Source organism: Pseudomonas sp. GW821-FHT09C10 (genome assembly GCF_059418085.1).
In genome coordinates this window covers 161,240-183,217 of record NZ_JBWKPE010000007.1, presented here as the reverse complement: position 1 = coordinate 183,217, position 21,978 = coordinate 161,240, and the positions used below count along the sequence as shown (strand labels likewise).

Annotated in this window: 22 protein-coding genes and 1 pseudogene; 20 read left to right on the top strand and 3 right to left on the bottom strand. The window is 59.3% G+C overall.

Features of this window, described 5'->3' with window-relative positions:
• Positions 1-7: 7 nt before the first annotated feature.
• The 12 genes and pseudogenes from AC07OT_RS15630 to AC07OT_RS15575 all read left to right on the top strand — a co-directional run bounded on the left by AC07OT_RS15630 (position 8) and on the right by AC07OT_RS15575 (position 11,254).
• On the top strand, positions 8-6,001 hold the full coding sequence (locus AC07OT_RS15630; protein WP_495108441.1) for a two-partner secretion domain-containing protein: 5,994 nt from the start codon (positions 8-10) through the stop codon (positions 5,999-6,001).
• Positions 6,001-6,360: a hypothetical protein gene (locus tag AC07OT_RS15625; protein WP_495108440.1), complete on the top strand. Its 360-nt coding sequence runs from the start codon at positions 6,001-6,003 to the stop codon at positions 6,358-6,360. The genes AC07OT_RS15630 and AC07OT_RS15625 overlap by 1 nt, the downstream gene beginning before the upstream one ends.
• A gap of 87 nt (positions 6,361-6,447) precedes the next feature.
• Positions 6,448-6,615 (top strand): HNH endonuclease, encoded by a 168-nt coding sequence (locus AC07OT_RS15620; RefSeq protein ID WP_495108509.1) that lies wholly within the window; start codon positions 6,448-6,450, stop codon positions 6,613-6,615.
• Between the two features lie 35 nt (positions 6,616-6,650).
• A complete protein-coding gene (locus AC07OT_RS15615) occupies positions 6,651-7,034 on the top strand; it encodes a hypothetical protein (protein WP_495108439.1) in 384 nt (127 codons plus the stop codon).
• A gap of 147 nt (positions 7,035-7,181) precedes the next feature.
• Positions 7,182-7,373: pseudogene (locus AC07OT_RS15610) on the top strand (DNA/RNA non-specific endonuclease); the annotation flags it as partial.
• 326 nt (positions 7,374-7,699) lie between these two features.
• Complete coding sequence (locus tag AC07OT_RS15605) at positions 7,700-8,230, top strand: SMI1/KNR4 family protein (protein ID WP_141157422.1); 531 nt, start codon at positions 7,700-7,702, stop codon at positions 8,228-8,230.
• 392 nt (positions 8,231-8,622) lie between these two features.
• On the top strand, positions 8,623-8,949 hold the full coding sequence (locus AC07OT_RS15600) for a hypothetical protein (RefSeq protein WP_495108438.1): 327 nt from the start codon (positions 8,623-8,625) through the stop codon (positions 8,947-8,949).
• 189 nt (positions 8,950-9,138) lie between these two features.
• A complete protein-coding gene (locus AC07OT_RS15595; protein WP_495108437.1) occupies positions 9,139-9,423 on the top strand; it encodes a hypothetical protein in 285 nt (94 codons plus the stop codon).
• A gap of 301 nt (positions 9,424-9,724) precedes the next feature.
• Complete coding sequence (locus AC07OT_RS15590; protein ID WP_495108436.1) at positions 9,725-10,093, top strand: hypothetical protein; 369 nt, start codon at positions 9,725-9,727, stop codon at positions 10,091-10,093.
• A 155-nt stretch (positions 10,094-10,248) separates the two neighbouring features.
• Positions 10,249-10,575: a hypothetical protein gene (locus tag AC07OT_RS15585; RefSeq protein WP_495108435.1), complete on the top strand. Its 327-nt coding sequence runs from the start codon at positions 10,249-10,251 to the stop codon at positions 10,573-10,575.
• A gap of 89 nt (positions 10,576-10,664) precedes the next feature.
• Complete coding sequence (locus AC07OT_RS15580; RefSeq protein ID WP_281113442.1) at positions 10,665-10,958, top strand: TreTu family toxin; 294 nt, start codon at positions 10,665-10,667, stop codon at positions 10,956-10,958.
• A gap of 8 nt (positions 10,959-10,966) precedes the next feature.
• Entirely contained in the window at positions 10,967-11,254 is a 288-nt protein-coding gene (locus AC07OT_RS15575) for a hypothetical protein (protein WP_477748201.1), read from the top strand.
• 539 nt (positions 11,255-11,793) lie between these two features.
• On the opposite strand, the gene AC07OT_RS15570 is transcribed toward AC07OT_RS15575, so the two are convergent.
• Both AC07OT_RS15570 and gspH read right to left on the bottom strand, forming a co-directional pair.
• Positions 11,794-12,405, bottom strand: a complete 612-nt coding sequence (locus AC07OT_RS15570; protein WP_495108434.1) for a type II secretion system protein GspJ — start codon at positions 12,403-12,405, stop codon at positions 11,794-11,796.
• Positions 12,402-12,854 carry a type II secretion system minor pseudopilin GspH gene (gspH, locus tag AC07OT_RS15565; RefSeq protein ID WP_495108433.1) on the bottom strand — a complete coding sequence of 151 codons (453 nt, stop codon included), beginning with the start codon at positions 12,852-12,854 and terminating at the stop codon, positions 12,402-12,404. The genes AC07OT_RS15570 and gspH overlap by 4 nt, the downstream gene beginning before the upstream one ends.
• A 93-nt stretch (positions 12,855-12,947) precedes the next feature.
• On the opposite strand from gspH, the gene AC07OT_RS15560 reads away from it, so the two are divergent.
• A complete protein-coding gene (locus AC07OT_RS15560; RefSeq protein ID WP_027607547.1) occupies positions 12,948-13,379 on the top strand; it encodes a type II secretion system protein N in 432 nt (143 codons plus the stop codon).
• On the opposite strand, the gene gspI is transcribed toward AC07OT_RS15560, so the two are convergent.
• Positions 13,366-13,731 carry a type II secretion system minor pseudopilin GspI gene (gspI, locus tag AC07OT_RS15555; RefSeq protein ID WP_027607546.1) on the bottom strand — a complete coding sequence of 122 codons (366 nt, stop codon included), beginning with the start codon at positions 13,729-13,731 and terminating at the stop codon, positions 13,366-13,368. The genes AC07OT_RS15560 and gspI overlap by 14 nt on opposite strands.
• Before the next feature lie 148 nt (positions 13,732-13,879).
• On the opposite strand from gspI, the gene gspG reads away from it, so the two are divergent.
• The 7 genes from gspG (at position 13,880) to gspF (ending at position 21,887) form a co-directional block, all read left to right on the top strand.
• Positions 13,880-14,329 carry a type II secretion system major pseudopilin GspG gene (gspG, locus tag AC07OT_RS15550; RefSeq protein ID WP_053140795.1) on the top strand — a complete coding sequence of 150 codons (450 nt, stop codon included), beginning with the start codon at positions 13,880-13,882 and terminating at the stop codon, positions 14,327-14,329.
• 8 nt (positions 14,330-14,337) lie between these two features.
• The gene (gene gspK, locus AC07OT_RS15545) at positions 14,338-15,216 is read left to right on the top strand and encodes a type II secretion system minor pseudopilin GspK (RefSeq protein WP_281113440.1); all 879 of its coding nucleotides are present in this window, start codon (positions 14,338-14,340) and stop codon (positions 15,214-15,216) included.
• Positions 15,213-16,283, top strand: coding sequence for a type II secretion system protein GspL (gene gspL / locus AC07OT_RS15540; RefSeq protein WP_495108432.1), 1,071 nt, complete (start codon positions 15,213-15,215; stop codon positions 16,281-16,283). Before gspK ends, gspL begins: the two co-directional genes overlap by 4 nt.
• The gene (locus AC07OT_RS15535) at positions 16,276-16,788 is read left to right on the top strand and encodes a type II secretion system protein M (protein WP_141157428.1); all 513 of its coding nucleotides are present in this window, start codon (positions 16,276-16,278) and stop codon (positions 16,786-16,788) included. The genes gspL and AC07OT_RS15535 overlap by 8 nt, the downstream gene beginning before the upstream one ends.
• Complete coding sequence (gene gspD, locus AC07OT_RS15530; RefSeq protein ID WP_495108431.1) at positions 16,785-19,103, top strand: type II secretion system secretin GspD; 2,319 nt, start codon at positions 16,785-16,787, stop codon at positions 19,101-19,103. Before AC07OT_RS15535 ends, gspD begins: the two co-directional genes overlap by 4 nt.
• A 154-nt stretch (positions 19,104-19,257) precedes the next feature.
• Positions 19,258-20,676: a type II secretion system ATPase GspE gene (gene gspE, locus AC07OT_RS15525; RefSeq protein ID WP_027607540.1), complete on the top strand. Its 1,419-nt coding sequence runs from the start codon at positions 19,258-19,260 to the stop codon at positions 20,674-20,676.
• Positions 20,676-21,887 carry a type II secretion system inner membrane protein GspF gene (gene gspF / locus AC07OT_RS15520; protein ID WP_141157431.1) on the top strand — a complete coding sequence of 404 codons (1,212 nt, stop codon included), beginning with the start codon at positions 20,676-20,678 and terminating at the stop codon, positions 21,885-21,887. Before gspE ends, gspF begins: the two co-directional genes overlap by 1 nt.
• Positions 21,888-21,978 lie beyond the last annotated feature (91 nt).

Sequence of the window (21,978 nt, the reverse complement as noted above, 5' to 3'; positions counted from 1 at the left end):
CTTGCCTATGGACGTGCGCAGCCCGTTTAACCAGTGCCTGGCCCTGAGCCTGGCGGGAATTATCTTCCTCAACCCCATTGTTGCCGCCGCCGCAGAGCTGAGCGTGGACCCAGCCAGCCCTGGCACCAGCGTCGGCCATGCACCCAATGGCGTGCCGGTGGTGAATATCGCCGGGCCCAATGGCAGCGGGCTGTCCCATAACCTGTTCACCGACTACAACGTCGGCAGCCAGGGGCTGATCCTCAACAACGCCACCCAGGCCACGCAACACACCCAGCTGGGGGGTGTGATCCTCGGCAACCCAGGCCTGCAAGGGCGAGCCGCCAGCGTGATCCTCAACGAAGTCACCGGTGGCAACCGCAGCCACTTGGGTGGCTACACCGAGGTGGCCGGGCAGGCCGCGCGGGTGATCGTCGCCAATCCTCATGGCATCACCTGCAATGGCTGCGGATTTATCAATACGCCTCGCGCGACATTGACCACCGGCAAGCCAGTGATCGAGGGTGGGCGGCTGGATCACTTTCGCGTAGAGGGCGGCGATATTGCAGTGGAGGGCGCCGGGCTCAATGCACGCAATGTCAGCCAGTTCGACCTGATTACCCGTACGGCCAAGCTGAATGCGCAGTTGCATGCCGACCACCTCACCGTCATCACCGGCCGTAACGATGTCAGCGCCGACAGTTTGCAGGCCCACGCCCATGCCGAGGATGGCCGGGACAAACCGCAACTGGCCATCGACGCCAGCGCACTCGGCGGGATGTACGCCGGGACGATTCGCCTGGTGGGCACTGAACAGGGCGTAGGCGTAAGGCTGGCGGGCGATATGGCCAGCACCGCCGGCGACATTGTGATCAACGCCAATGGCGGCCTGAGCCTGTCCCATACCACCAGCGTCGGCGCACTCACTGCCAAGGCCGAGTCGATTGACTTGCAGGGCCCGACCTTTGCGATGGGGGATGTCGACCTGCAGGCCCAGGGTGACCTGGTGGTGCGGCAAACCCTGGCCAGTGCCGGGAATGTGAGCGTGGAAGGCACCTCGGTCAGCAACCAGGGCAAGGTTGTCAGCGGCATCCTGGAAGATCGGCGTATCGCGGGCAAACAGCTGGCCATCCAGGCCCAGCGCCTGGATAACCAGGGCGAACTCAACGCCAGTGGCCACTTGGAAATCACCAGCGGCAGCCTCGATAACAACGGCCGGATCGCCGCCGGCAGCGCCAGGGTCGACGCACGCCAGACCCTGAGAAACAACGGCCAGGTCGTCACCGCCCGCGAACTGGACATTGTCGCCCATCATGCCGTCAACCACGCCGGGACGATTCATGCCGAAGGCGATCTGAGCCTGATCGCCGACACCGTCGACAACAGCGGCAAGATCGTGGGCGCAGGCAGTGAGCTGAGTATTGCGGCCGGCACGTTCACCAACGCTGGCGAACTGCTCGGCGACCACCATCTGCAACTGCAGATCGATGGCGATCTGAAGAACACCGGCCTCATCGCCGCCAAAGGCGATGCCGTCATCAGCGCATCAAACCTCACCCAAGACCACGGCCAGATCCTCAGCGGCCAAGACATCCAACTGCGCGTGCGCGATGTACTGCACAACCTCGGCGTGCTCAGTGCAGCACGGCATATGCAGATCAATGCCGCTCAGTTGGATAACCATGGGAGCGTCGGCAGCCAAGGCCATTTCCTGCTCACTGCCAACGTCACCAACACCGGCCTGCTGTTCAGCGGCGGCGACCTGCACGTGCGCGGCGAGCATTTCAGCAACCTCGAAGGTGATCTCTACAGCGTCGGTGATTTCAGTTTCACCGGCACGCGCTTCAGTAACCTCTCCGGCAGCGTGGAAACCGAAGGCAACCTGCACATCAACGCCCGCGAGTTCGAAAACGCCCGCACCCGCCTTGCCCTCGAACGCGAACTGGTCGGCGGCAGCATCCAGTGGGTCTGCGGCCAGCACTGCGACGGCGACGACAGCTTCAAGCGCGGCACCATCTATATCAGCGAAACCTGGCGCGAAACCGCCGCGCCCAACTCCACCCAGGCCGCGCGACTGGTGGCCGGCAAACACCTGAGTATCGACGCGCATACCCTGGAAAACCGCTACAGCCTGCTCGCCGCCAATGGCGACATGCACCTCGCCGCCCACCGTCTTATCAACCAGGGCGCGGCCTCCCAGACCGGTACTTCCAGCACCATCATCGGCACCCCCGGGCGCATCGACAAAGCCCTGTGGGACCAGATGGAGTTCCACGACCTGCCGGCCTTCAACAATGCGCCGTTCGACCCGGTGCGCTTTGCCGAACTCAAGGCGCGCTCGACAGGGGAGGGCTTCAGCAACCCCGGCACACTCACGACCTGGCGCGAGGATGGTCGCGCAGTCTATGCCGCTACCCTGCAAGCCGGCGGCAGCCTCAACCTGCAGGCCAGCGAGTACCTGCAAAACGGCACCCTGCGTGAAAACACCCTGGCGCAACTGACGGGCGAAACAGGCCACAACCCCAACGACCTCGAACTGAGCCCTGATCGCCTCAGCGAAGACCTGACCCAACCGCCGGAATTCCAACTGCCCAGCGGTGAATACGGGCTGTTTATCCCCAGCAGGAATCCGGGCAGCCCCTACCTGATTGAGACCAATCCACTCTTCACCCACCTTGCCAACTTCCTCAGTTCCCAGTACCTGCTCGACAAGATCGGCTACAACAACGACGAAGCCTGGCGACGCCTGGGCGACGGCTACTACGAAAGCCGCCTGATCCGTGACGCCGTGCTGGCGAAGACCGGGCAACGCTTTCTCGCCGGGCTGGAGAGCGACGAGGAACAGTTCCGCTACCTGATGGACAACGGCCTCAGCGCCCGCGACAGCCTGCAACTGAGTGTCGGCGTCGGCCTCACCGCGCAGCAGGTGGCGGCCCTGACCCACGACATCGTGTGGATGGAAAAGCGCCAGGTGCAGGGCGAAGACGTGCTGGTTCCGGTGCTGTACCTGGCAACGGTCGATGCCCATAACCTGCGGGGCGGCAGCCTGGTGCAAGGCCGGGATGTCAACCTGGTCAGCGGTGGCGATATCGTCAGCGTGGGCACCTTGAAAGCCTCGCAGGATCTGACTGCTATCAGCGATGGCAGCCTGCTCAATGGCGGCACGATCAGCGCCGGTGAACGCATCAGCCTGCTGGCCAGCGACAGTATCCGCAATGCGATGGCCGGTGAGATCCGTGGCAGTCACATCGATCTCACCAGTGTGAGCGGCGACATCCTCAACGAACGCACCGCCCACGCCAGGCATCAGGGCGACGGCACCCTCGTCACCCATCTCGACACCGCCAGCCGGATCAGTGCCGGACAGCAACTCACGCTCAATGCCGGTCGCGACATCACCAACCGTGGTGATATCAACAGCGCTGGCGATGCCAGCCTGAGCGCTGGGCGTGACATCAACCTTATCGCCGTCACCGACACCCAACAGGTCCGCACCACGGAAAACGGCGGCCACCGCGTCACCCAACACAGCCGCACTGAACAGCTCGGCGCCAACCTCAACGCCGCCGGTAACCTGAGCCTGCACGCCGGGCGCGACATCACGCTATTGGCCAGCCAGGCCAACGCCGGCAAAGACCTGACCGTCTCCGCCGGTGGCAACCTCCACCTATTGGCCGCCGCCAACGAGACCGACCATGAGGTCAACAGCAAACGCGGCGGCGCCAGGGTCCATGAGCAAACCACCCAGGTCCGCCACGTGGGCAGCCAGCTCACCGCCGGCGGCACCCTTACCGCCAGCGCGGGGCAAGACATCGTGCTGCACGCCAGTCAGGTTCGCAGCGGCAAGGATGCGTATCTGGTGGCCGGTGGGCAGTTGCAGCTGCTGAGTGCCAATGACAGCGACTACAGCCTGTATGACTACAAGAAAAAAGGCAGCTTCGGCGCACTCAAGACCCAACGCGACGAAGTCACCGACCTGCGCGCGGTGGGCAGCCAGGTCACCACAGGCGGCAACCTCAACCTGATCAGCGGCGGTGACCAGCTTTATCAAGGGGCCAGGCTGGAAAGTGCTGCGGATATCGCCATCACCAGTGGTGGAGCGGTGACCTTCGAAGCGGTGAAGGACCTGCATCAGGAGAGCCACGAGAAGACCAACAACAACGCATTCTGGGTGTCATCCAAGGGCAAGGGCAGCACTGACGAGACGCTGCGCCAGAGTCAGCTGGTTGCCGGGGGCAACGTCGCGATCAAAGCCGTCGACGGTTTGAAGATCGACATCAAGCAGGTCAACCAGCAAAGCGTCACCCAGTCCATCGATGCGATGGTCAAGGCCGACCCGCAATTGGCTTGGCTCAAGGACGCAGAGCAACGCGGGGACGTGGACTGGCGTCAGGTCAGGGAAGTCCACGACAGCTTCAAGTACAGCCACTCCGGGCTGGGCCCCGCCTCGCAAATGATCATTGCCATTGTGATGTCGGCGGTCATCGGGCCCATGGCAGCGGCAGCCGCGGGGGGCGGCGTCGGCGGCGCCATGGTCGGTGCATTAGCCACCGGCGCGTCGACCAATGCCGGCGTCAGCGTGGTCAATAACCGGGGCAATCTCGGTGCGGTTCTCAAGGATGTGACGGCGTCCGATGCCATCAAGGGCTATGGGATTTCGGCGATCACTGCCGGGCTGACGGTGGGCCATTTCGATCGATGGACCGGCACCCACACCCAGACCGACATAGGCAAAATTGTTACATCCGGCTCGCTGGGCACCTGGAGCGGTGTCGGCCAATTCGCAGCCAACCAGGCGCTGCAGAACGGCACCTCTGTGTTGCTGAACAAAGCCCTGGGGCAGGGCGGCAGTGTCAGTGACGCGCTGAAAAATGCCTTGTTCAACACCTTGGCGGCCGCCAGCTTCAACCTGGTCGGGGATTACACGAAAAACCTCCTGGCGGACGGCTCGGCCCCGAAGGTGGTGATTCACGCCATGGTCGGTGGGTTGCTGGCGGAAGCCACCGGCGGCGACTTCAAAACCGGCGCATTGGCTGCGGCGGCGAGCGAAGCGCTGGTTGGCCACCTGGATGACTTGGTCAAGGGCAACGACAACCTGCTCACCATGAGCTCGCAGATCGTCGGCGTGCTCGCGGCTGCGGCGCAGAGCGATACGGACGCAGCCAAGCTGGAGACCGGCAGTTGGGTGGCGAAGAACGCCACGCAATACAACTACCTGTCACACAACCAACTGGAGCGAGCCGCCAAGCAGATAACGCGATGCACCGACGCCTCCTGCATCGAAGACACGACGCGCAAATTCATAGAACTGAGCCTGCAGCAGGACATTGACGCGATAGTCAGCTGCCAGGCCGACCCCGACTCTTGCGCCGCACGCTCCATGGAAGTCGCCAACACCCAGGCGAACCTCAACGCCATCCGCGATATCGCTGACGACGCCTCGCCTGAGGCCCGGGCAGCAGTACAGAACCTCATCAACGGCAACTACGAATTCCAGGAAATGTTAGCGACCGCCACGACCGAGCACTCGGTGGGTGCGATGGTCGATTCGCTCAAGGCGAAATGGGAACTGAGCGACGCTCAGGCGCAGGACATTGCGGACAATTTGAAGATTGCGCTGGCGGTTGGGGTGGGGACTGCGGCGGGGGTGGTGGCTTATAGGCGGGCTGTGGCGCGTGGAGGGAAAGAAGTCCCATCAATTAAGCATGCGTCTGGGGTTGATTTGTCTAAAAGTCAATCACAGATGATTGCCAGTTTTGAGACTGCGGGTTATCCATCAAAACCTGTAGTCTCACCAACTAGTGGAAAGGTGGTTGGCACGCAATATACGATGCCGGATGGTTCGCGTGTCCGTGTCATGCAAGCAGATGGCCGTAGTCCTCAAAGGGCTTCGTTTGAAAATGCTAATGGTGGGCCAATAGATCCAACAACGGGCAAGCCACCGCAGCCACCTAAAGGTATTTCTAAAATCGAAAGAAAACAGTGGATTAGAGAAAGAACGCATATTGAGCAGGTGGATTAATGTTTGATTTTTTAAAACTTGTCATGTCATTTTCCCCACTTCGTATTAATAATATTGAGTGGGATGGTGATTTTTTGAATGTTTCTGGAGACGGTTGGAGCTTTAGCAGTAGTAGTGCCTGGAGGGTGTCTAAGGATGAAGATATATTGTTTGCATGTTGGGATGATCAGGCAAGTGTACGTATTAAAGAGTTGGTAGGGCTTTCAGTTGGAAGTGTGTCGTGGATCGCCCAGAATCAACCAGTAGATCCATCTTTTACACTTTCTGATGGTAGAAGGCTTGATGTATTTTGCTCTTCTGTTTGCGAGCCTTGGGTAATGACTCTTCCGAATAATATTGTTTATGTTGGGAATTCATAGGTGCAATAGGAGGCAAGTGGCGCCAGCCCCTTATTGATCCTTGAAGGGCGGAGTAATTCAGGGTAGACGGGGTAAGACTCTAATTGACTGGAGTGGATAAGCAAGCAGCTCCAGCAGATTAGCGAGGGGGCAAAGAAAATCGATGGGTATACGTGGCATCACCATCAGGATAGTGGACGAATGCAGTTGGTCCCTGAACTCATTCATAAGAAGACGGGGCATATTGGTGGCGAAGTCATGGGCGGTGGAATGTGAGTCTGAGTGATCCTAGTTGCTTCAGTGATGAGCTGATGGCATTCGTTATCACCTGTCTATTTTGTGGGGCTATAAGCAGGGATGAGCTTAATTTGTGGTGCGCTCAAGCTTTGGCGCTGAATAACACTCCAGTATTCTTACATGACTTAATGGATTTCCATGATGAAATTTTCAAGGTCTATAAGGTAATTGGCTATGTCCCCCATTGGGAGCATGCGGAAGATGACGAACATGTTTTGTACGGTATTGCTGTTCGTCGAGGGTTTGAGCCTTATGACATGCCTTTAACGTCAGATGAAGCGCTTGCGCGTCTCGATGCGTCGCCAAATGTTGAGCGGCTGTTTGGTCAGGTTTTTGACTTTATCAAGATGCAGCAGGTGCAAAAGGAACAGGGCAAGCTTTACGGGAAGTTAGATTAGTTCTGGTGGTAAAGGTGCATGAAACAAAGAGTTGAATAAGCCTGTGCCGAATACCGTATATAAAATCGATGTGAATAAAACCTTCCCAACAGATGGCTTGGGCCGCGTGAGAGGGTCTAGTCAAATCTTTTATTAACTAAAAATGATTGGAGTACATGTCAGCAATGTGTGGCAGGCAAGTGCGGCGTCAGTGGGGGCGAGGGTGGGCACTTGATTGCTAGTATATTCAACGGTCCTTGGGAGAGATTGAACCTTCTTCCCATGAATGGGAATTTGAATAAAGATACTTGGAGATCTATGGAGAATGCATGGGCGTCCGCACTTAAGGAGGGCAAATAGGTTGGTGCGAAAATTTTTGATTATTGCAAATTAGTGCAACTTAAAGAAAATTAATGCCAATCAGAGCAACTTAGAGCAACTCAATGCAACTTCTCTCGGGTGTGGGGTCAGCACGTTTTTGTTGAGGCACGTTACCGACTGTTTACAAACGAGCTGCGCCACTCGTAACCAATCGACCGGACCAGTGGTGAAACAGTAAGCTATAGTGCTGTGCCCATTTATACAGGTACAAACCCAATGCCAACCGGTGTAACGTTGTCTGCTCGTGGGTCAGGCGGTTTTACTCTTGATGTATCAATTCCGAACGTGAGTGGAGTTAAGTAAGAATGATAAATGAACTGATTGCTCTCCTTTCGCCACCCTCTCAGCGAATCTTTGATAATGCGGCTTGGGCGACCTTTGAATCTGAGGGAGGTCTGCGATTACCATCTGATTTTAAACAGTTCATATCAATTTACGGATGTGGAGCAGTAGACGATTTCGTATGGGTGTTAGATCCATTTTCAGAAAACTCAAATTTGAATTTTGACAAAAGCCAATATTTTATAGACGCGTACGCTGTAATGAGGCAGGAATTTTTATCGGACTATCCAAGACCAGATTACCCTGCGGAAGGCTCTTTTCTTCCTTGGGCGGTAACGGATAATGGAGAAACTTTTGTTTGGTTGGTTGATGGGGAGCCAGACTCATGGAAAGTTGCTATTCATAGCTCGGATCAGGGGGAAGAGGAAATCTACAACTTCGGCTGTGTTGAGTTTATTTTAAAGCTGCTTAGCAGAGATATTTCGTCAAAAATTCTACCTGGTCAGTTTCCTCCTGTTGATCTAGATAAACATTTTTTTACAGCTGCTGATTAGATGCAAAAGGAACTGCGAGCGGCTTGCCGTCTGGTGAAATGAAATTAGTCGATCACGGTACTATCCGACTTCCTTGCCAGATTTAAAGTTATAGGCCTGGCAGTCAGAGATCATAAATTCCGTTAAAAATATGCCGGAGGGATCGGCCAACGCAGCCGCAGAGAGTGCGCTTAAGGCTGGCAGGGTCGAAGGCCGAATATTCAAATGGCCACAATAGGCTCGAGGTATTTAAAATGAAAGAATGGTCATCGCTGTGCAAATCAAAAGTTGGGGGCGCCGTTGATGTACGGGAGCAATGCGTTATCGCTATGGACGACGGTGCATAAAAAATTTCAGACGATCAGTATTTTTTAGCTGACGAGTCTTCTGATGAGGGAGAGGAAAAACTTCGTTTGCTATCCCTCTACTGGGCCTGCAGTGAGCCTGCATTTAGAAGAGCCTACTACAGGGATGTTGAAAATGATGACATGGCCGTATGCCGGCCGCCGCCTGAATTGCTTCCAGTTGGGGCGGGGGAGACCTATAGTCAGATAAAAAATGCCCTTAGCTCTCTTGGTTCTGACAAGTTTATGGAGTACGCCTCTTATCGTGTTATGTCTGATGGTGCATTTGTTCATAAGGGCTTAGAAAGTTTATTGGCTGTTTATTATTTTCGCTTGCATGATATTGTTGATGATGAGCTGCCTTACGCGATACTGTGGAAGCTTTCTAGAGTGTGATTTAATGAAAAACAACGTCCTGTTACTGGGTTGAAGCGGTGCAAAAGTCACAGCCACGATTGGAGGTTAAACAGCTTCTACACTTCCGAAGACCTGTGGCGAGTCGGTCCTCGGTCATAATACCCAGATTGGCGTGCGAAATAGAGGGTAAACGGGGTCTGACCCCGAGTGACCCCAGGGGGTAATACCATGAGTTTTATTTATGTTGTTGAATATGGAATAGTTATTCGTCGGAAAGAGTTATTATTTAAGCGTATAGATATTAATGGACTGTCAGCGGTGCTTGAATTCGATGCGCCACTTGATAAAAATGATGATTTGGTTTGCTTTGGGCCATGTTTTGGAGAAGAGGCGGCGGATGAGCTTGCTCGGCGCTTAGAGGCACTTGGTTTGAAATACGTTGATGATTTTTTTGTGTTTTCAGGTGAGTTTCCATTATGGTGTAAATTTAAAGTAGGCATAAATTCTGATTAGATGAAAGAAAGAGTAAGTGTTTCAGTTGGCGAGACGGTTTCGGGGGCAACTGACTTTATGGGTGATGCCGATCAGTTTTTCAAAGATGCTTCTAGGAGCGCGAACATTGATAGATAGGGGGTAAGCGGGGCCTGAGGGATCTCACAATCAAGCAAGGCAGTTCACGGGCACCAGGAAGTGCTCATCCACATGTTGAGTTTAAAAACGCAGCAGGTCAAAGAACAGACGTCTTTGGTAATCCGGTAACAAGAAAAAGTCCAGATAATCACACACTAATTGACTTTGATTTGTGAGAATAAATATGAACTATTATGATATTCCATCGCTTTCAGATATTTATCTCGAAGATAGCTATGTTTTATCCGTTCGTGAGGAAAAGAGCTCTCTGGTCTTTGAGTTGGAAGCAGTCCTTACTGAAAAACATCCGAAATATAAAAAGCCACAAGAAGGAGAGATATATTGCTACAGAAGGGTTTTATTGCGCTTTCTAAATGCGGATTCTTTCGAGTGGCTTGACAGGAATTTTGTGGCATATGCAGATGCTTTGGGTGAGTTTGATTGTGGAAATATTGACAGTTTTTTTGGTTGTGAGGGTAGCTATGAGCTGACCGGTGACTGGGGGCGAGTAGCTATTAAGGGGGAAGCTGTAAATGTAATTGTGGAATATTAGTTGGTCTAAAAGCCATGGGTGGAACAGTTCTTCTAAAGTTTGCATGGAGTCGACTTCTAGGAGGTGGTGAAAAATTAATATACTCCTCGAAAAATATTACGTTCATTAAAGGTAGACGAGGCCTGATCCCAAGTGGTCCTAAGAGGTTAATTGCCATGGATAAAGAGTCTAGGATAACTCTTGTTTCGCCAGAGTTTGAGACGTGTGCCGAATGCTATGTAAAATTAATGATATATCCTGGGGGTATGAGTCTGGAAAAAATCACTCGCCTTATGACGGTTGTGCTGATTTCAGTTAATGTTGTGGGGAGTAGTGTTACTAATAGTCGTGGAGTAACAAGGAGAGTGAAAGAATCAGGTTGGTTTGTATCTATTGAGGGATATTTTCTTTCAAAAGATATTAGGGCGCATGTGGATTGGTTGGTAAAAAAACACTCCCCATCGAGAATCGTTGAGACTGATTCAGCAGTCGAATGGCGTTAAGGTTACATTAAAGTGTGTCTGGTTTTCCTCGCTGGGCCATAGTGGTCCCGTCCTCTGGTCGGAGTAAATGAGGGCCTTGGCGGATTTGGATGCCTCCTGATGAGCTGGTGCAGATGCAAAATGCAAATAAAGTGGTGCAAGGCGCTGGAGGACAAACCTTTGTTTCGACTAATGGCATCTCCGACTTTAAAGAAGCTGCACCCAGAGGCTCTGTCTATGTTGAGTTTGATGTTCCAGCTAACAGCTTGCTGCAGGGCGGGAAAGATGGCTGGTTTAAAATGATTGGCCCTGATGAAGGTAAGTCTCAGCAGTTCTTGCTTAATAAGCAGGGCGGCGAGCATCTTCCGACGGTCAAGAACATTGAAATTCTAGATAAGAAGTGAGAAGTCTTATGGATGGCTCTTGGTTTAATGAAAGCGTAAAACCACTTTTGAAGGGGTTTTCTCTAGAGCACTCATCATTTGCTGATGGGGATTTTGGTGACCTTGAAAGGATAGAGCTGGAAGGTTTTAACAAGCTAGGAACTGTCGAATTTTGGTCTAAAGGTTGGGTGGGTATTGATATATATGACTGTGCTCTTGATGAGCAGGTTATGAATGTGTTGCTTTCTCCAGAAGAGGAAGAATCTGTTTCTCAAGCATTTGAGATTTTTGTAAAGATATTGATGCAAGATAGTTGATGGTGCAAAAGGCGCAGCAACGGCTCTAGAGACAACCAGTCCTGTTGTCGTGACTGGGAAGCGCGCAATTGATAAGGCACAAAGTTACAAGGGGCTCTTCGAGACGTATAGATGACCCACTGTTTCACGCTGTCATATATCACGGTGATATTGACGGCTGGAGAAAGGATATTAAAGCCGGTGCCGAAGGCCTCGGGTTGCTGCTGGCTCGAATCGAAGGTAATCAATTTGTTATTGCCGATGGCCGCTCCATTCCTCTTTCAGAGTGAAAAATAGAGTTCTCTTAAACTTACTCCACTGACACCGGCCTTGCGCCGGTGTTTTTGCACCCTACCTGCACCCTTTCTGCAGTTAAGTGGGGGGTAAACGGGGTCTGACCGAGTGATCCCCAGATCACCCAACAGGTGTTCCAACGCTAATCTCAGAGACAAAGTTGACTCAAGTAACTATGTCGTTCTTCAGGATGGTCAGTTAGTGAACCGACTGCTTTGCAATGTCTTGCGCTCGCCAGCTACATGAGAAGCGCGAGTGGGGGACGGCTATCTCAGTGGCCCCACCACCTGCCGATACTTCTCCACCCCCTGCGGCGTCTCCCGCACCAAACTGATCTCCAGTCCCAACGGATCCTCGCGCCGATTCCCGCTCAACTGCCGCCAGCCCTTATCCGCCTCCCACACCCGCACCTGCAAATCACGGACCCCGCTCAACACCACCACCCCATCCTTCGCCGCCGGCAGCGGATAGCGGTCTCGGGCGGGGGCCGCAGCGCGATACAAACTGTCGCCCTTGAGCCACCAGCGCACCCGTTGCAGGCCATCGCCGGCGACGGGTGCGCTGCGAATGATGTCCAGCCGAAAGCCTTTGCTGTCGGAACTGCGCACGGTGATCGCCGCCAGTCCATCGAGCTTTTCTGCACTGTTCTTTGAGGGCTCCGAGGCGTTCAGTTCGACGCCGGCGCGCAGGCTGATGTCGCGCTGCAGCTGGTTCAGGGCGCGGAGCAGCACTTCGGTCTGTTCGCTGCTCGCCTGCAGGTGCTGGTCGGCGCGGGTGACGCTGTCCAGGCCGCGCCAGGCGATCACGCTGACCACGGCCATAAGCATGATCGCCACCATCACTTCGATCAGGGTGAAGCCTTGCTCGGATCGCTTCATGGCTGGCTCACCACGCGCATCAGGCCGGCGGTGTCGCGTTGCAGGCTGAGGCTGTGTTGGCCGTCGGACAGCACGATGCGCACGGGTGGGTTGATCCATTCGGCGTCGAGCACCAGGGTTTGCCGGGGTTCGATATTGATGTGCATCGGTGTGCTTTCCCACAGGCGCGGGCGCAGTTGGGTATCGCCCTGGAACGCTTCGACGCCGCTGCCATCGTCGGTGCGGCGGTTGAAGCGAAAGCCCTTGGCGTCGGCGTGCCAGGTGATCGGGCGGCCGTCCGCGCGGGCTTCGGCCTGGGCCACTTGCAGCAGTTGGCTCAGGCGCTCGGCGTCCTTGCGCAGCAGGTGCAGCGGGTCGGGCTTGATGGTCAGGCTGATGGCGGCGCTGGCGATGCCGATGATCACCAGCACCACCATCAACTCGATCAGGGTGAAGCCTTGCTGTTTCATCGGTAGGCCCCTCGAAAGCTGGTGAGCTTGTGAAATAAAAACGTGCGAATTGGCCTGTAGGCTGGTGCCATGGACAAACAGGAGGTCCTTCCCATGGCATTCACCCTGCGTTTCTCACCGGCCCACGGTGTGCAGATCGTGGCGTTGCTGGCGGCATTGGCCGGTGTGGCGGTCTGGACGCCGCTGTTGCTGACGTCCGCCGAGTCCCATACGCCCCAGGCCGCGCCCCAGGTGCTGGCGGCGCGCAGCGATAACCCGGCGCTGCAATGGTTTTCCAATGCGCCGGCGGCGTTGCAGGTCAAGGTCTCTGGGGTGCTGGCCGGGGCGCGCGGTGCGGTGGCGATCCTCAGTCTCAACGACGGCCCGCCGCGCAGTTTCCTGCTGGGCGAGCGCCTCAGCCCGGGCGTGCGGCTCACGGCCATCGAAGGCGACGGGGTCGAGATCGAGCGCGGCGGCGAGAAGCTGCGCGTCAACCTCGACAAGTTGCCCGATGGGCCGGCCTTGCCGCGGCTCACTCGGCCCTGACCTGTGTCTCCACGCGGGCCAGCGGCGGCGCCTCGCGGCTGGCGTCGAGCACCTGCACATTGACTTGAAACAGGCGGCCATCGCGACTGATGGTCTGTTCGCATCGCAGCTTCAAGCGCCCCTGGTCACAGCTGAAGGTCTTTGTGCCGTCGCGCAAATGCCCCTCCAGGCGCAACTCCGCCAGGCGACTCTGCGCCGCCAGCAACCCCATGGATTTGTCCCGCAGCAGGCCGTTGCCCTGGGTCATCAACCCGGCCACGCGGATGGCGGCGGCCATCGCCACAGCGATAATCGCCAGCGCCACCAGCACCTCGATCAGGGTAAAACCTTGCTCCTTGCGACGGCCGTACATGGGGTTCTCAAAGCCGGGAAACAGGCCCGCAGACTAGCGCCGGCAGTTGACCGATTGGCGACCGAAACTCCCGAGGATTTTCAATACGACTGACATGTGTTCTTGCAACACTGCGCCACGAAATGTACCCAAGCCAAGGAATGTCGAGATGGATATCGCGCGCCTAACATCCCCATTGCCAGGCCCTCGCGGCCAGCGTGGCTTCACCTTGATCGAGATCATGGTGGTGGTGGTCATCCTCGGGATCCTCGCGGCGATGGTGGTGCCCAAGGTCCTCGATCGCCCGGACCAGGCGCGGGCCACCGCCGCGAAACAGGACATCGGCGGGTTGATGCAGGCGTTGAAGCTGTATCGCCTCGATCACGGCACCTACCCGAGCATGAACCAGGGCCTGAAAGTGCTGGTGGAGCGCCCGGCGGATGCCAAGAACAGCAACTGGCGCGCCTACCTCGAGCGCTTGCCCAACGACCCCTGGGGCCATCCGTATCACTACCTCAACCCAGGCGCCAACGGTGAAGTCGATGTGTTCTCCCTGGGCGCCGACGGCCAACCGGATGGCGATGGCGTGAATGCCGATATCGGCTCCTGGCAGTTGTAAGGCGCGCCATGAAAGGGTATTCGCCCCCAGCGGCGAAGCAGCGCGGCATGGCGATTATCAGTGCCTTGCTGATCGCGGCGGTGGTGGCGGTGATCGCCGGCGGCATGCTCACGCGCCAGACCGTATTCACCCGCAGCCTGGAAGCCGAACAGTCGCGCGTGCAGGGCCAATGGCTGTTGCTCGGTGGTCTTGAACGCAGCCGGCAGATGCTCTGGGAGGCGCGCCAGAAGGACGTGCTGACCCGCCTTGACCAGCCCTGGGCGCGGGCCCAGGCCGGCGTGTTCGAGGGGCGGATCGACGATGAACAGGGCAAGTTCAACCTGCGCAACCTGGTTAACCGCCAGCAGCCCGATGCCGAGCAATTGCAGAGCTTCGAGCGCCTGTGCCGCACCCTGGGCGTGGCCCCGGCCGTGAGCCGGCGCATCAGCCAGCGGGTGATTGCCTCCTACGAACAGAACGGGCAGCCCGCCAAATACCCGATGCTGCGCAGCCTCGACGACCTCAGTGGTCTCGAAGGCCTGACCCCGGAGGTGTTGCAGCGCTTGCAGGCGTACGTCAGCGTGCTGCCCGGCAATACCTGGGTCAACGGCAACACCGCGAGTGCCGAAGTGCTCAGCGCGGTGGTGCCGCAGCTCAGCCTGTCCCAGGCCCATGGGCTGGTGGCCGAGCGCGACAATGGCCATTGGTTTATCAACCGTGGGGATTTCGTCAACCGCCTGCACTTGCCCCAGGTCGAGTTGGAGTCGGTGCAGGTGGGCATCACCAGCGAGTGGTTTCGTTTGCAGGGCCAGGCGCGACGCGAGCGCCGGCGGGTGACGATCGACGCGTTGCTGCACCGCCCCGAAGACCGTGAGCCCAGGGTGATCTGGTCGCGGGTGGGCGTATGAAACGCTTGCGCATTGCCTTGCCGCCGCTGGATCAGGTCTGTGCTGAAAGCCAGGTGAAATTTGCCTGGCTCGAGCGTGGCGTGGTGGTGTCCGAGGGGCAGGAAAGCCTGGCGCAATTGGGCAAGAGCCGGCAGGCGGTGGACTGCTTTCTGCACGCGCGTGACAGCCTGCTCACCAGCCTGGAGCTGCCGCCATTGCCCGCAGCAAAAAACCAGGCGGCGGTGGCCTGTGCGGCCCAGGCGCTGATCCTCGGGCCGGTGGAACAGATGCACGTGGCCCACGGCCCGCGCGAAAGCGATGGGCGCGTGCAGGTGGGCTGGGTGCCCAAGGCCGGGCTGGAACGGCTGGGCCAGGTCTTGGCCCAGGTGCAGCTCAAGCTGCGCGGCCTGTACCCGGCGCCCTATGCCTTGCCGGTGGGGGCGGCGGCGTTGGACGACGGCTATCTGTTGACCCGCGACAGCCTGCAGCAGGGCGCTGTGCACCCGCTGGGGTTGCAGGCGCTCGACGTGCCGCTGGTGGCAGAGGCGCAGCGTTGGAGCGGCGCGGTGCCTGGCTGGGGCTTGCACGCTCGCCTCGGTCAAGCCTCCGGTGCCGGATGGGGCAGGGCGCTGGCTTGTGTGGCGCTGGCCGCTGCCATCTGGACCGTCGGCCTCAACCTGTATGCCGCGCGCCAGGTCGACGAAGGCCAACGGCTCAAGGCGTTGATGAACCAACAGGTGCGCCAGGCGTTTCCTGAATTACCCGTGGTGCTCAACCCCTTGCAGCAGGCCCGTCAACAGTTGGCCGCACGTCAGAGCGGCGCGGCCGCCGATTCGGGCCAACGCTTCAGCAGCCTGCTGCAACTGGCAGGCAGCAACCTGCCCTTTATGGTGGGCAGCGTCGATAACCTGAACTTTGAGCAGGGCACCTTGCACCTGGCGCTACTCGCCGACAGCCGCAACCCGGCGGCCGAGGGCGAGTGGCAGGCCGCGTTGGTCCAGGCCGGTTTTGCCGCCACGCGCGATGAGCAGGGCTGGAGCATCGGCCCGGCGCCGGCCACGGAAAAACCGGAGGCCGGCGATGAATAGGTGGCTGCGCCTGCGCACCCAGGCCCAGGTGTTCTGGAGCGGCCTGGCCCTGCGCGAGAAACGCCTGCTGATCGGCGCCGGGCTGGTGCTGGCGAGCCTGCTGACCTGGCTGGTGCTGGTGCAGCCGGCGTTGAAAAAGATCGACTACTGGCAGGCCGAAACCCCCAGGCTGCGCGCCCAGGCCGAGGCCTTGCAGGTGCTGTTGCAGGACGTCGCCGCGCCGCGCCAGGCCGACGAAGCCGCGTTGCGCCAGGCCCTGGACAGTGCCGGCCTGCAAGGGCATTTCCAGGTGCAGGCGCTGGACGCCGGCGGTTGGCGCCTGACCTTCGACAACGCCCCGGCCGACGCCGTGGTGGGCTGGCTGCTGGGCAATCCCCGTTCATTTTCCCTGGAGGTGTCCGAGGCGCGTTTGCAACGTGCTGCGGATGCCGTCGATAACTCGGCCGGCACTGTGTCCGGGACCGTTCGCATGGATCAGGCGCCTGGCGCTAAGGAAGCTTCATGAAGTGGTCAGTCCTCCCTTTTCGCAAGGCCGCGCCGTTGCTGTTGCTGGCCTTGAGTGCGTGCAGCAGCCCGTCAACCACGCCGTTACTGGTGGACAGTGAGCTTGGCCAACCCCTGGCTGATACCCGGCGCAGCGGCGATACCCTGCTGGATCGCCAGCGCGACGAAGCGCCGAAACCGCGGGTCCAGCACCCGGTGACCAACAGCGTCCGTGGCCAGGCCCCGGCGCCGGTCAAGGCGCGTAACCCGCTGGGTGACCAGCCGGTGCAGCTCAACTTTGTCGATGCCGATATCCAGGCGGTGGTGCGTGCGCTGTCCCGTGCCACCGGCCAGCAGTTCCTGGTGGACCCACGGGTAAAGGGCAAGCTCACCCTGGTCAGCGAAGGCCAGGTGCCGGCCCATCAGGCCTACGACATGCTGCTGGCGGCGCTGCGCATGCAGGGCTTCAGTGTGGTGGATGTGGGCGGCGTGGCCCAGGTGGTGCCGGAGGCCGATGCCAAGTTGCTCGGCGGGCCGATCTACAGCGCCGGCAGCAGTGGCATGCAGACGCGCACCTTCCGCCTGCAATATGAAAATGCGGTGAACCTGATCCCGGTGCTGCGCCCCATCGTGTCGCCGAACAACCCGATCAACGCCTACCCCGGCAACAACAGCATCGTCATCACCGACTATGCGGAAAACCTCGCGCGGGTCGCCCAGATCATCAGCGGCATCGACACCCCCAGTGCCATCGACACCGATGTGGTGCAGATTCAGAACGGCATTGCCGTGGACATCGCCGCCATGGTTTCCGAGCTGCTGGAAACCCAGGGCGCCGACCAGACCCAGAAGATCAACGTGGTCGGTGACCCGCGCTCCAATTCGATCATCATCCGTTCCGGCAGCCCCGAACGTACGGAGCTGGCGCGCAACCTCATCTACAAGCTCGACAATGCCCAGGGCAACCCCAGCAATATGCACGTGGTGTACCTGCGCAACGCCCAGGCCGCCAAGCTGGCCCAGTCGCTACGCGGGCTGCTCACCGGCGAGAGCGATTCCGGCGTGAGCGACGACGCGCGTGGCAAGCTCAGTGCCATGGGCGGCAATGGCAATAACAGCCAGGGCACGAGTAATGCCCAGAACAGCAGCGGCACGCCCACCGGTAGTGGCGTGCAGTCGGGCTATGGGCAAGCCACCGGCTCCAGCACCGGCACCAGCAGCGGCAATACCGCCAACGAGCAGGACACCGCGTTCAGTGCCGGCGGCGTGACCATCCAGGCCGACGCCACCACCAACACCCTGCTGATCTCCGCGCCGGACCCGCTGTACCGCAACCTGCGGGAAGTGATCGACATGCTCGACCAGCGCCGCGCCCAGGTGGTGATCGAAAGCCTGATCGTGGAAGTGGGCGAGGACGATGCCACCGAGTTCGGTGTGCAATGGCAGGCCGGCAACCTGGCGGGCAGAGGTGGCTTCGGCGGGGTGAACCTGGGGGGCAGCGGTGTCGTGGGCACGCCCGCCAGTCCCACCAGTATCGACGTACTGCCCAAGGGCCTGAATATTGGCGTGGTCAACGGCACCGTGGATATTCCGGGGATCGGCAAGGTACTCGACCTTAAGGTCCTGGCCCGTGCCTTGAAGAGCAAGGGCGGCACCAACGTGCTGTCCACGCCGAACCTGCTGACCCTGGACAACGAAGCGGCGAGCATTTTCGTCGGGCAGACCATTCCATTCGTCACCGGCAGTTATGTGACCGGTGGCGGCGGTACCAGCAATAACCCGTTCCAGACCGTGCAGCGCGAAGAGGTGGGGCTCAAGCTGAATGTACGCCCGCAGATCTCCGAAGGCGGCACGGTGAAGCTGGATATCTACCAGGAGGTCAGCACCGTGGACACACGGGCATCGGTGTCGGCGGGCACGGTGACGAACAAGCGCGCGATCGATACCAGCATCCTGTTGGACGATGGGCAGATCATGGTGCTGGGCGGGCTGTTGCAGGACGGCTACAGCCAGAGCAATGACGCGGTGCCGTGGCTCTCGGATATTCCGGGGTTGGGGGCGTTTTTTCGCAACGAGAAGCGCAGTGTGAGCAAGACCAACCTGATGGTGTTTTTGCGGCCTTACATTATTCGCGACAGTGGCGCGGGGCGCAGCATTACCTTGAACCGCTATGAATTCATGCGTCGTGCCCAGGGTGGGTTGCAACCGGAACACAGCTGGGCGATGCCGGATGTGCAGGCGCCGCAATTGCCGTCGGTGGAGAAGGCGATTCCGGGGGGGCAGCAGCAGGGGCCGAGGGCAGTCATTCGCGCCGTACCGGTAGGCGCACGGCCATGAGTCCAAATGAAGATCCAAATGTGGGAGGGGGCTTGCCCCCGATGAGGGTGTGTCAGCCACAGATATACAAACTGATCCACCGCTATCGGGGGCAAGTCGAATCGTCGCACCGCCCCTCCCACATTTGCACTGTGTATTCCTATGGGAGAGGGGTATGAGCCTGCTGCCCTACGCCTGGGCTAAATCCCAACGCATCCTCCTGCGTCCCGGCGCCGACGGCATGCTGCTGACCGTCTGCCCCTCAACCCCCGGCTGGTCCATCAGCGAAGTACGGCGCCAGTTCGGCCAGGCCCACCTCGAGCAGGTACGCGACGACGAACTCGACGGCCTCCTCGCCAGTGCTTATGCCGATACGGGCAGCGCCGCCGCTGTGGTGGGTGCGGCGGAAAACGAGGTCGACCTCGACCGCCTGATGCAGGACATGCCCGAGATCACCGACCTGCTCGACACCCAGGACGGCGCACCGGTGATCCGCATGATCAACGCCTTGCTCACTCAGGCGGCGCGGGACGAGGCCAGTGATATCCATATCGAGCCCTATGAAACCCACTCCGTGGTGCGCTACCGCGTCGACGGCACGTTGCGGGATGTGGTGTCGCCGCGTAAGGCGCTGCATGGCGCGCTGGTGTCGCGGATCAAAATCATGGCCCAGCTCGACATCGCCGAAAAACGCCTGCCCCAGGATGGCCGTATCGCCCTGCGCGTGGCCGGGCGGCCCATCGATATTCGTGTGTCGACCGTGCCCACCGGGCATGGCGAGCGGGTGGTGATGCGCCTGCTCGACAAGCAGGCCGGGCGTTTGCAGCTGGAGACCCTGGGCATGGAGCCGCAGCTGCTGGCGCGCCTCGACACCTTGATTCGCCAGCCCCATGGCATCGTGCTGGTCACCGGGCCTACGGGCAGCGGCAAGACCACCAGCCTGTACGCCGCGCTGGCGCGGCTGGATGCGAGCACCAGCAATATCCTCACCGTGGAAGACCCGGTGGAATACGACCTGCCGGGCATCAGCCAGATCCAGGTCAACGCCAAGATCGACATGACCTTCGGCCTGGCCCTGCGGGCGATCCTGCGCCAGGACCCGGACATCATCATGATCGGTGAAATCCGCGACCTGGAGACCGCCCAAATCGCGGTGCAGGCCTCGCTCACCGGGCACCTGGTGCTGGCGACCCTGCACACCAACGATGCGGTGTCGGCGGTCAACCGCCTGATCGACATGGGCGTCGAGCCGTTCCTGCTGGCCTCGTCACTGCTGGGCGTGCTGGCGCAACGCCTGGTCCGCCGCCTGTGCCCGCATTGCAAGCAGGAAGACCCGGCCGCGCCCGGCACCTGGCGCCCGGTGGGCTGTGCGCAGTGCAACCAGATCGGCTACAGCGGACGTACCGGTATCCATGAATTGTTTTGCGTCGACGACGAGGTGCGCAGCCTGATCCACCAGGGCGCCGGCGAGCAGGATCTGCGCGTGGCGGCGCGCCGTGCGGGGATGTTCAGTATGCGTGAAGACGGCGAGCGCTGGGTGCGCAGCGGCGCCACCGCACCGGAAGAAATCCTGCGCGTGACACGGGACGCCTGATGAATCGCTACCGCTATGAAGCCGCCGATGCCAGCGGCAAAGTCGAGGCCGGGCACCTGGAGGCCGACAGCCAGAGCGGGGCGTTTGCCGTGCTGCGCGGCCGTGGCCTGACCGCGCTGCTGGTGCAGGTCGAGGGCGGCCAGCAAAGCGCCGCCGGTAGCAGCCTGTTCAGCGCCAAGCTGTCGGACAACGACCTGGCCTGGGCCACGCGGCAACTGGCGAGCCTGCTCGGCGCCAGCCTGCCCCTGGAGGCGGCATTAAGCGCCACGGTGGAACAGGCGGAGAAAAAACACATCGCCCAGACCCTGGCCGCCGTGCGTGCCGACGTGCGCGGCGGCATGCGTCTGGCGGATGCGCTGGCGGCGCGGCCACGGGACTTTCCGTCGATCTACCGCGCACTGATCGCGGCGGGAGAGGAGTCCGGCGACCTGGCCCAGGTGATGGAACGCCTGGCCGACTACATCGAGGAGCGCAACAACCTGCGCGGCAAGATCCTCACCGCGTTTATCTACCCCGGTGTGGTCGGGCTGGTGTCCATCGGTATCGTGATTTTTTTGCTCAGCTACGTGGTGCCCCAGGTGGTCAGCGCGTTTTCCCAGGCGCGCCAGGACTTGCCCGGGCTGACATTGGCGATGCTCAACGCCAGCGACTTTATCCGCGCCTGGGGCTGGCTGTGTTTCGGCGGCATCGTCGGTGGCTTTTGGGGCTGGCGCCTGTACCTGCGCAACCCCGTGGCGCGCCTGAACTGGCATAGCCGGGTGCTGCGCTTGCCGCTGATCGGGCGTTTTGTGCTGGGCCTGAACACCGCGCGCTTTGCCTCGACCCTGGCGATCCTCGGCGGTGCCGGGGTGCCGTTGCTGCGGGCCCTGGAAGCGGCGCGGCAAACCCTGTCCAACGAGCGCCTGAGCCAATGCGTCAACGATGCCACGGCCAAGGTGCGCGAAGGCGTCAACCTGGCCCCGGCACTGGCGGTGGAAAAGGTCTTCCCGCCGGTGCTGATCCACCTGATCGCCAGTGGCGAAAAAACCGGCTCGCTGCCACCGATGCTGGAGCGGGCGGCGCAGACCTTGTCGCGGGATATCGAACGGCGGGCCATGGGCATGACCGCGTTGCTGGAGCCACTGATGATCGTGGTGATGGGCGCGGTGGTGTTGGTGATCGTGATGGCGGTGCTGTTGCCGATCATCGAGATCAACCAACTCGTTACCTGAATGCATGCAGTTGAGAAATGTGGGAGGGGGGGCCCCTGATAGCCATGGGTATTTACACAACGTTCAGAAACGGGTGAGTTCCTCTGTGGTG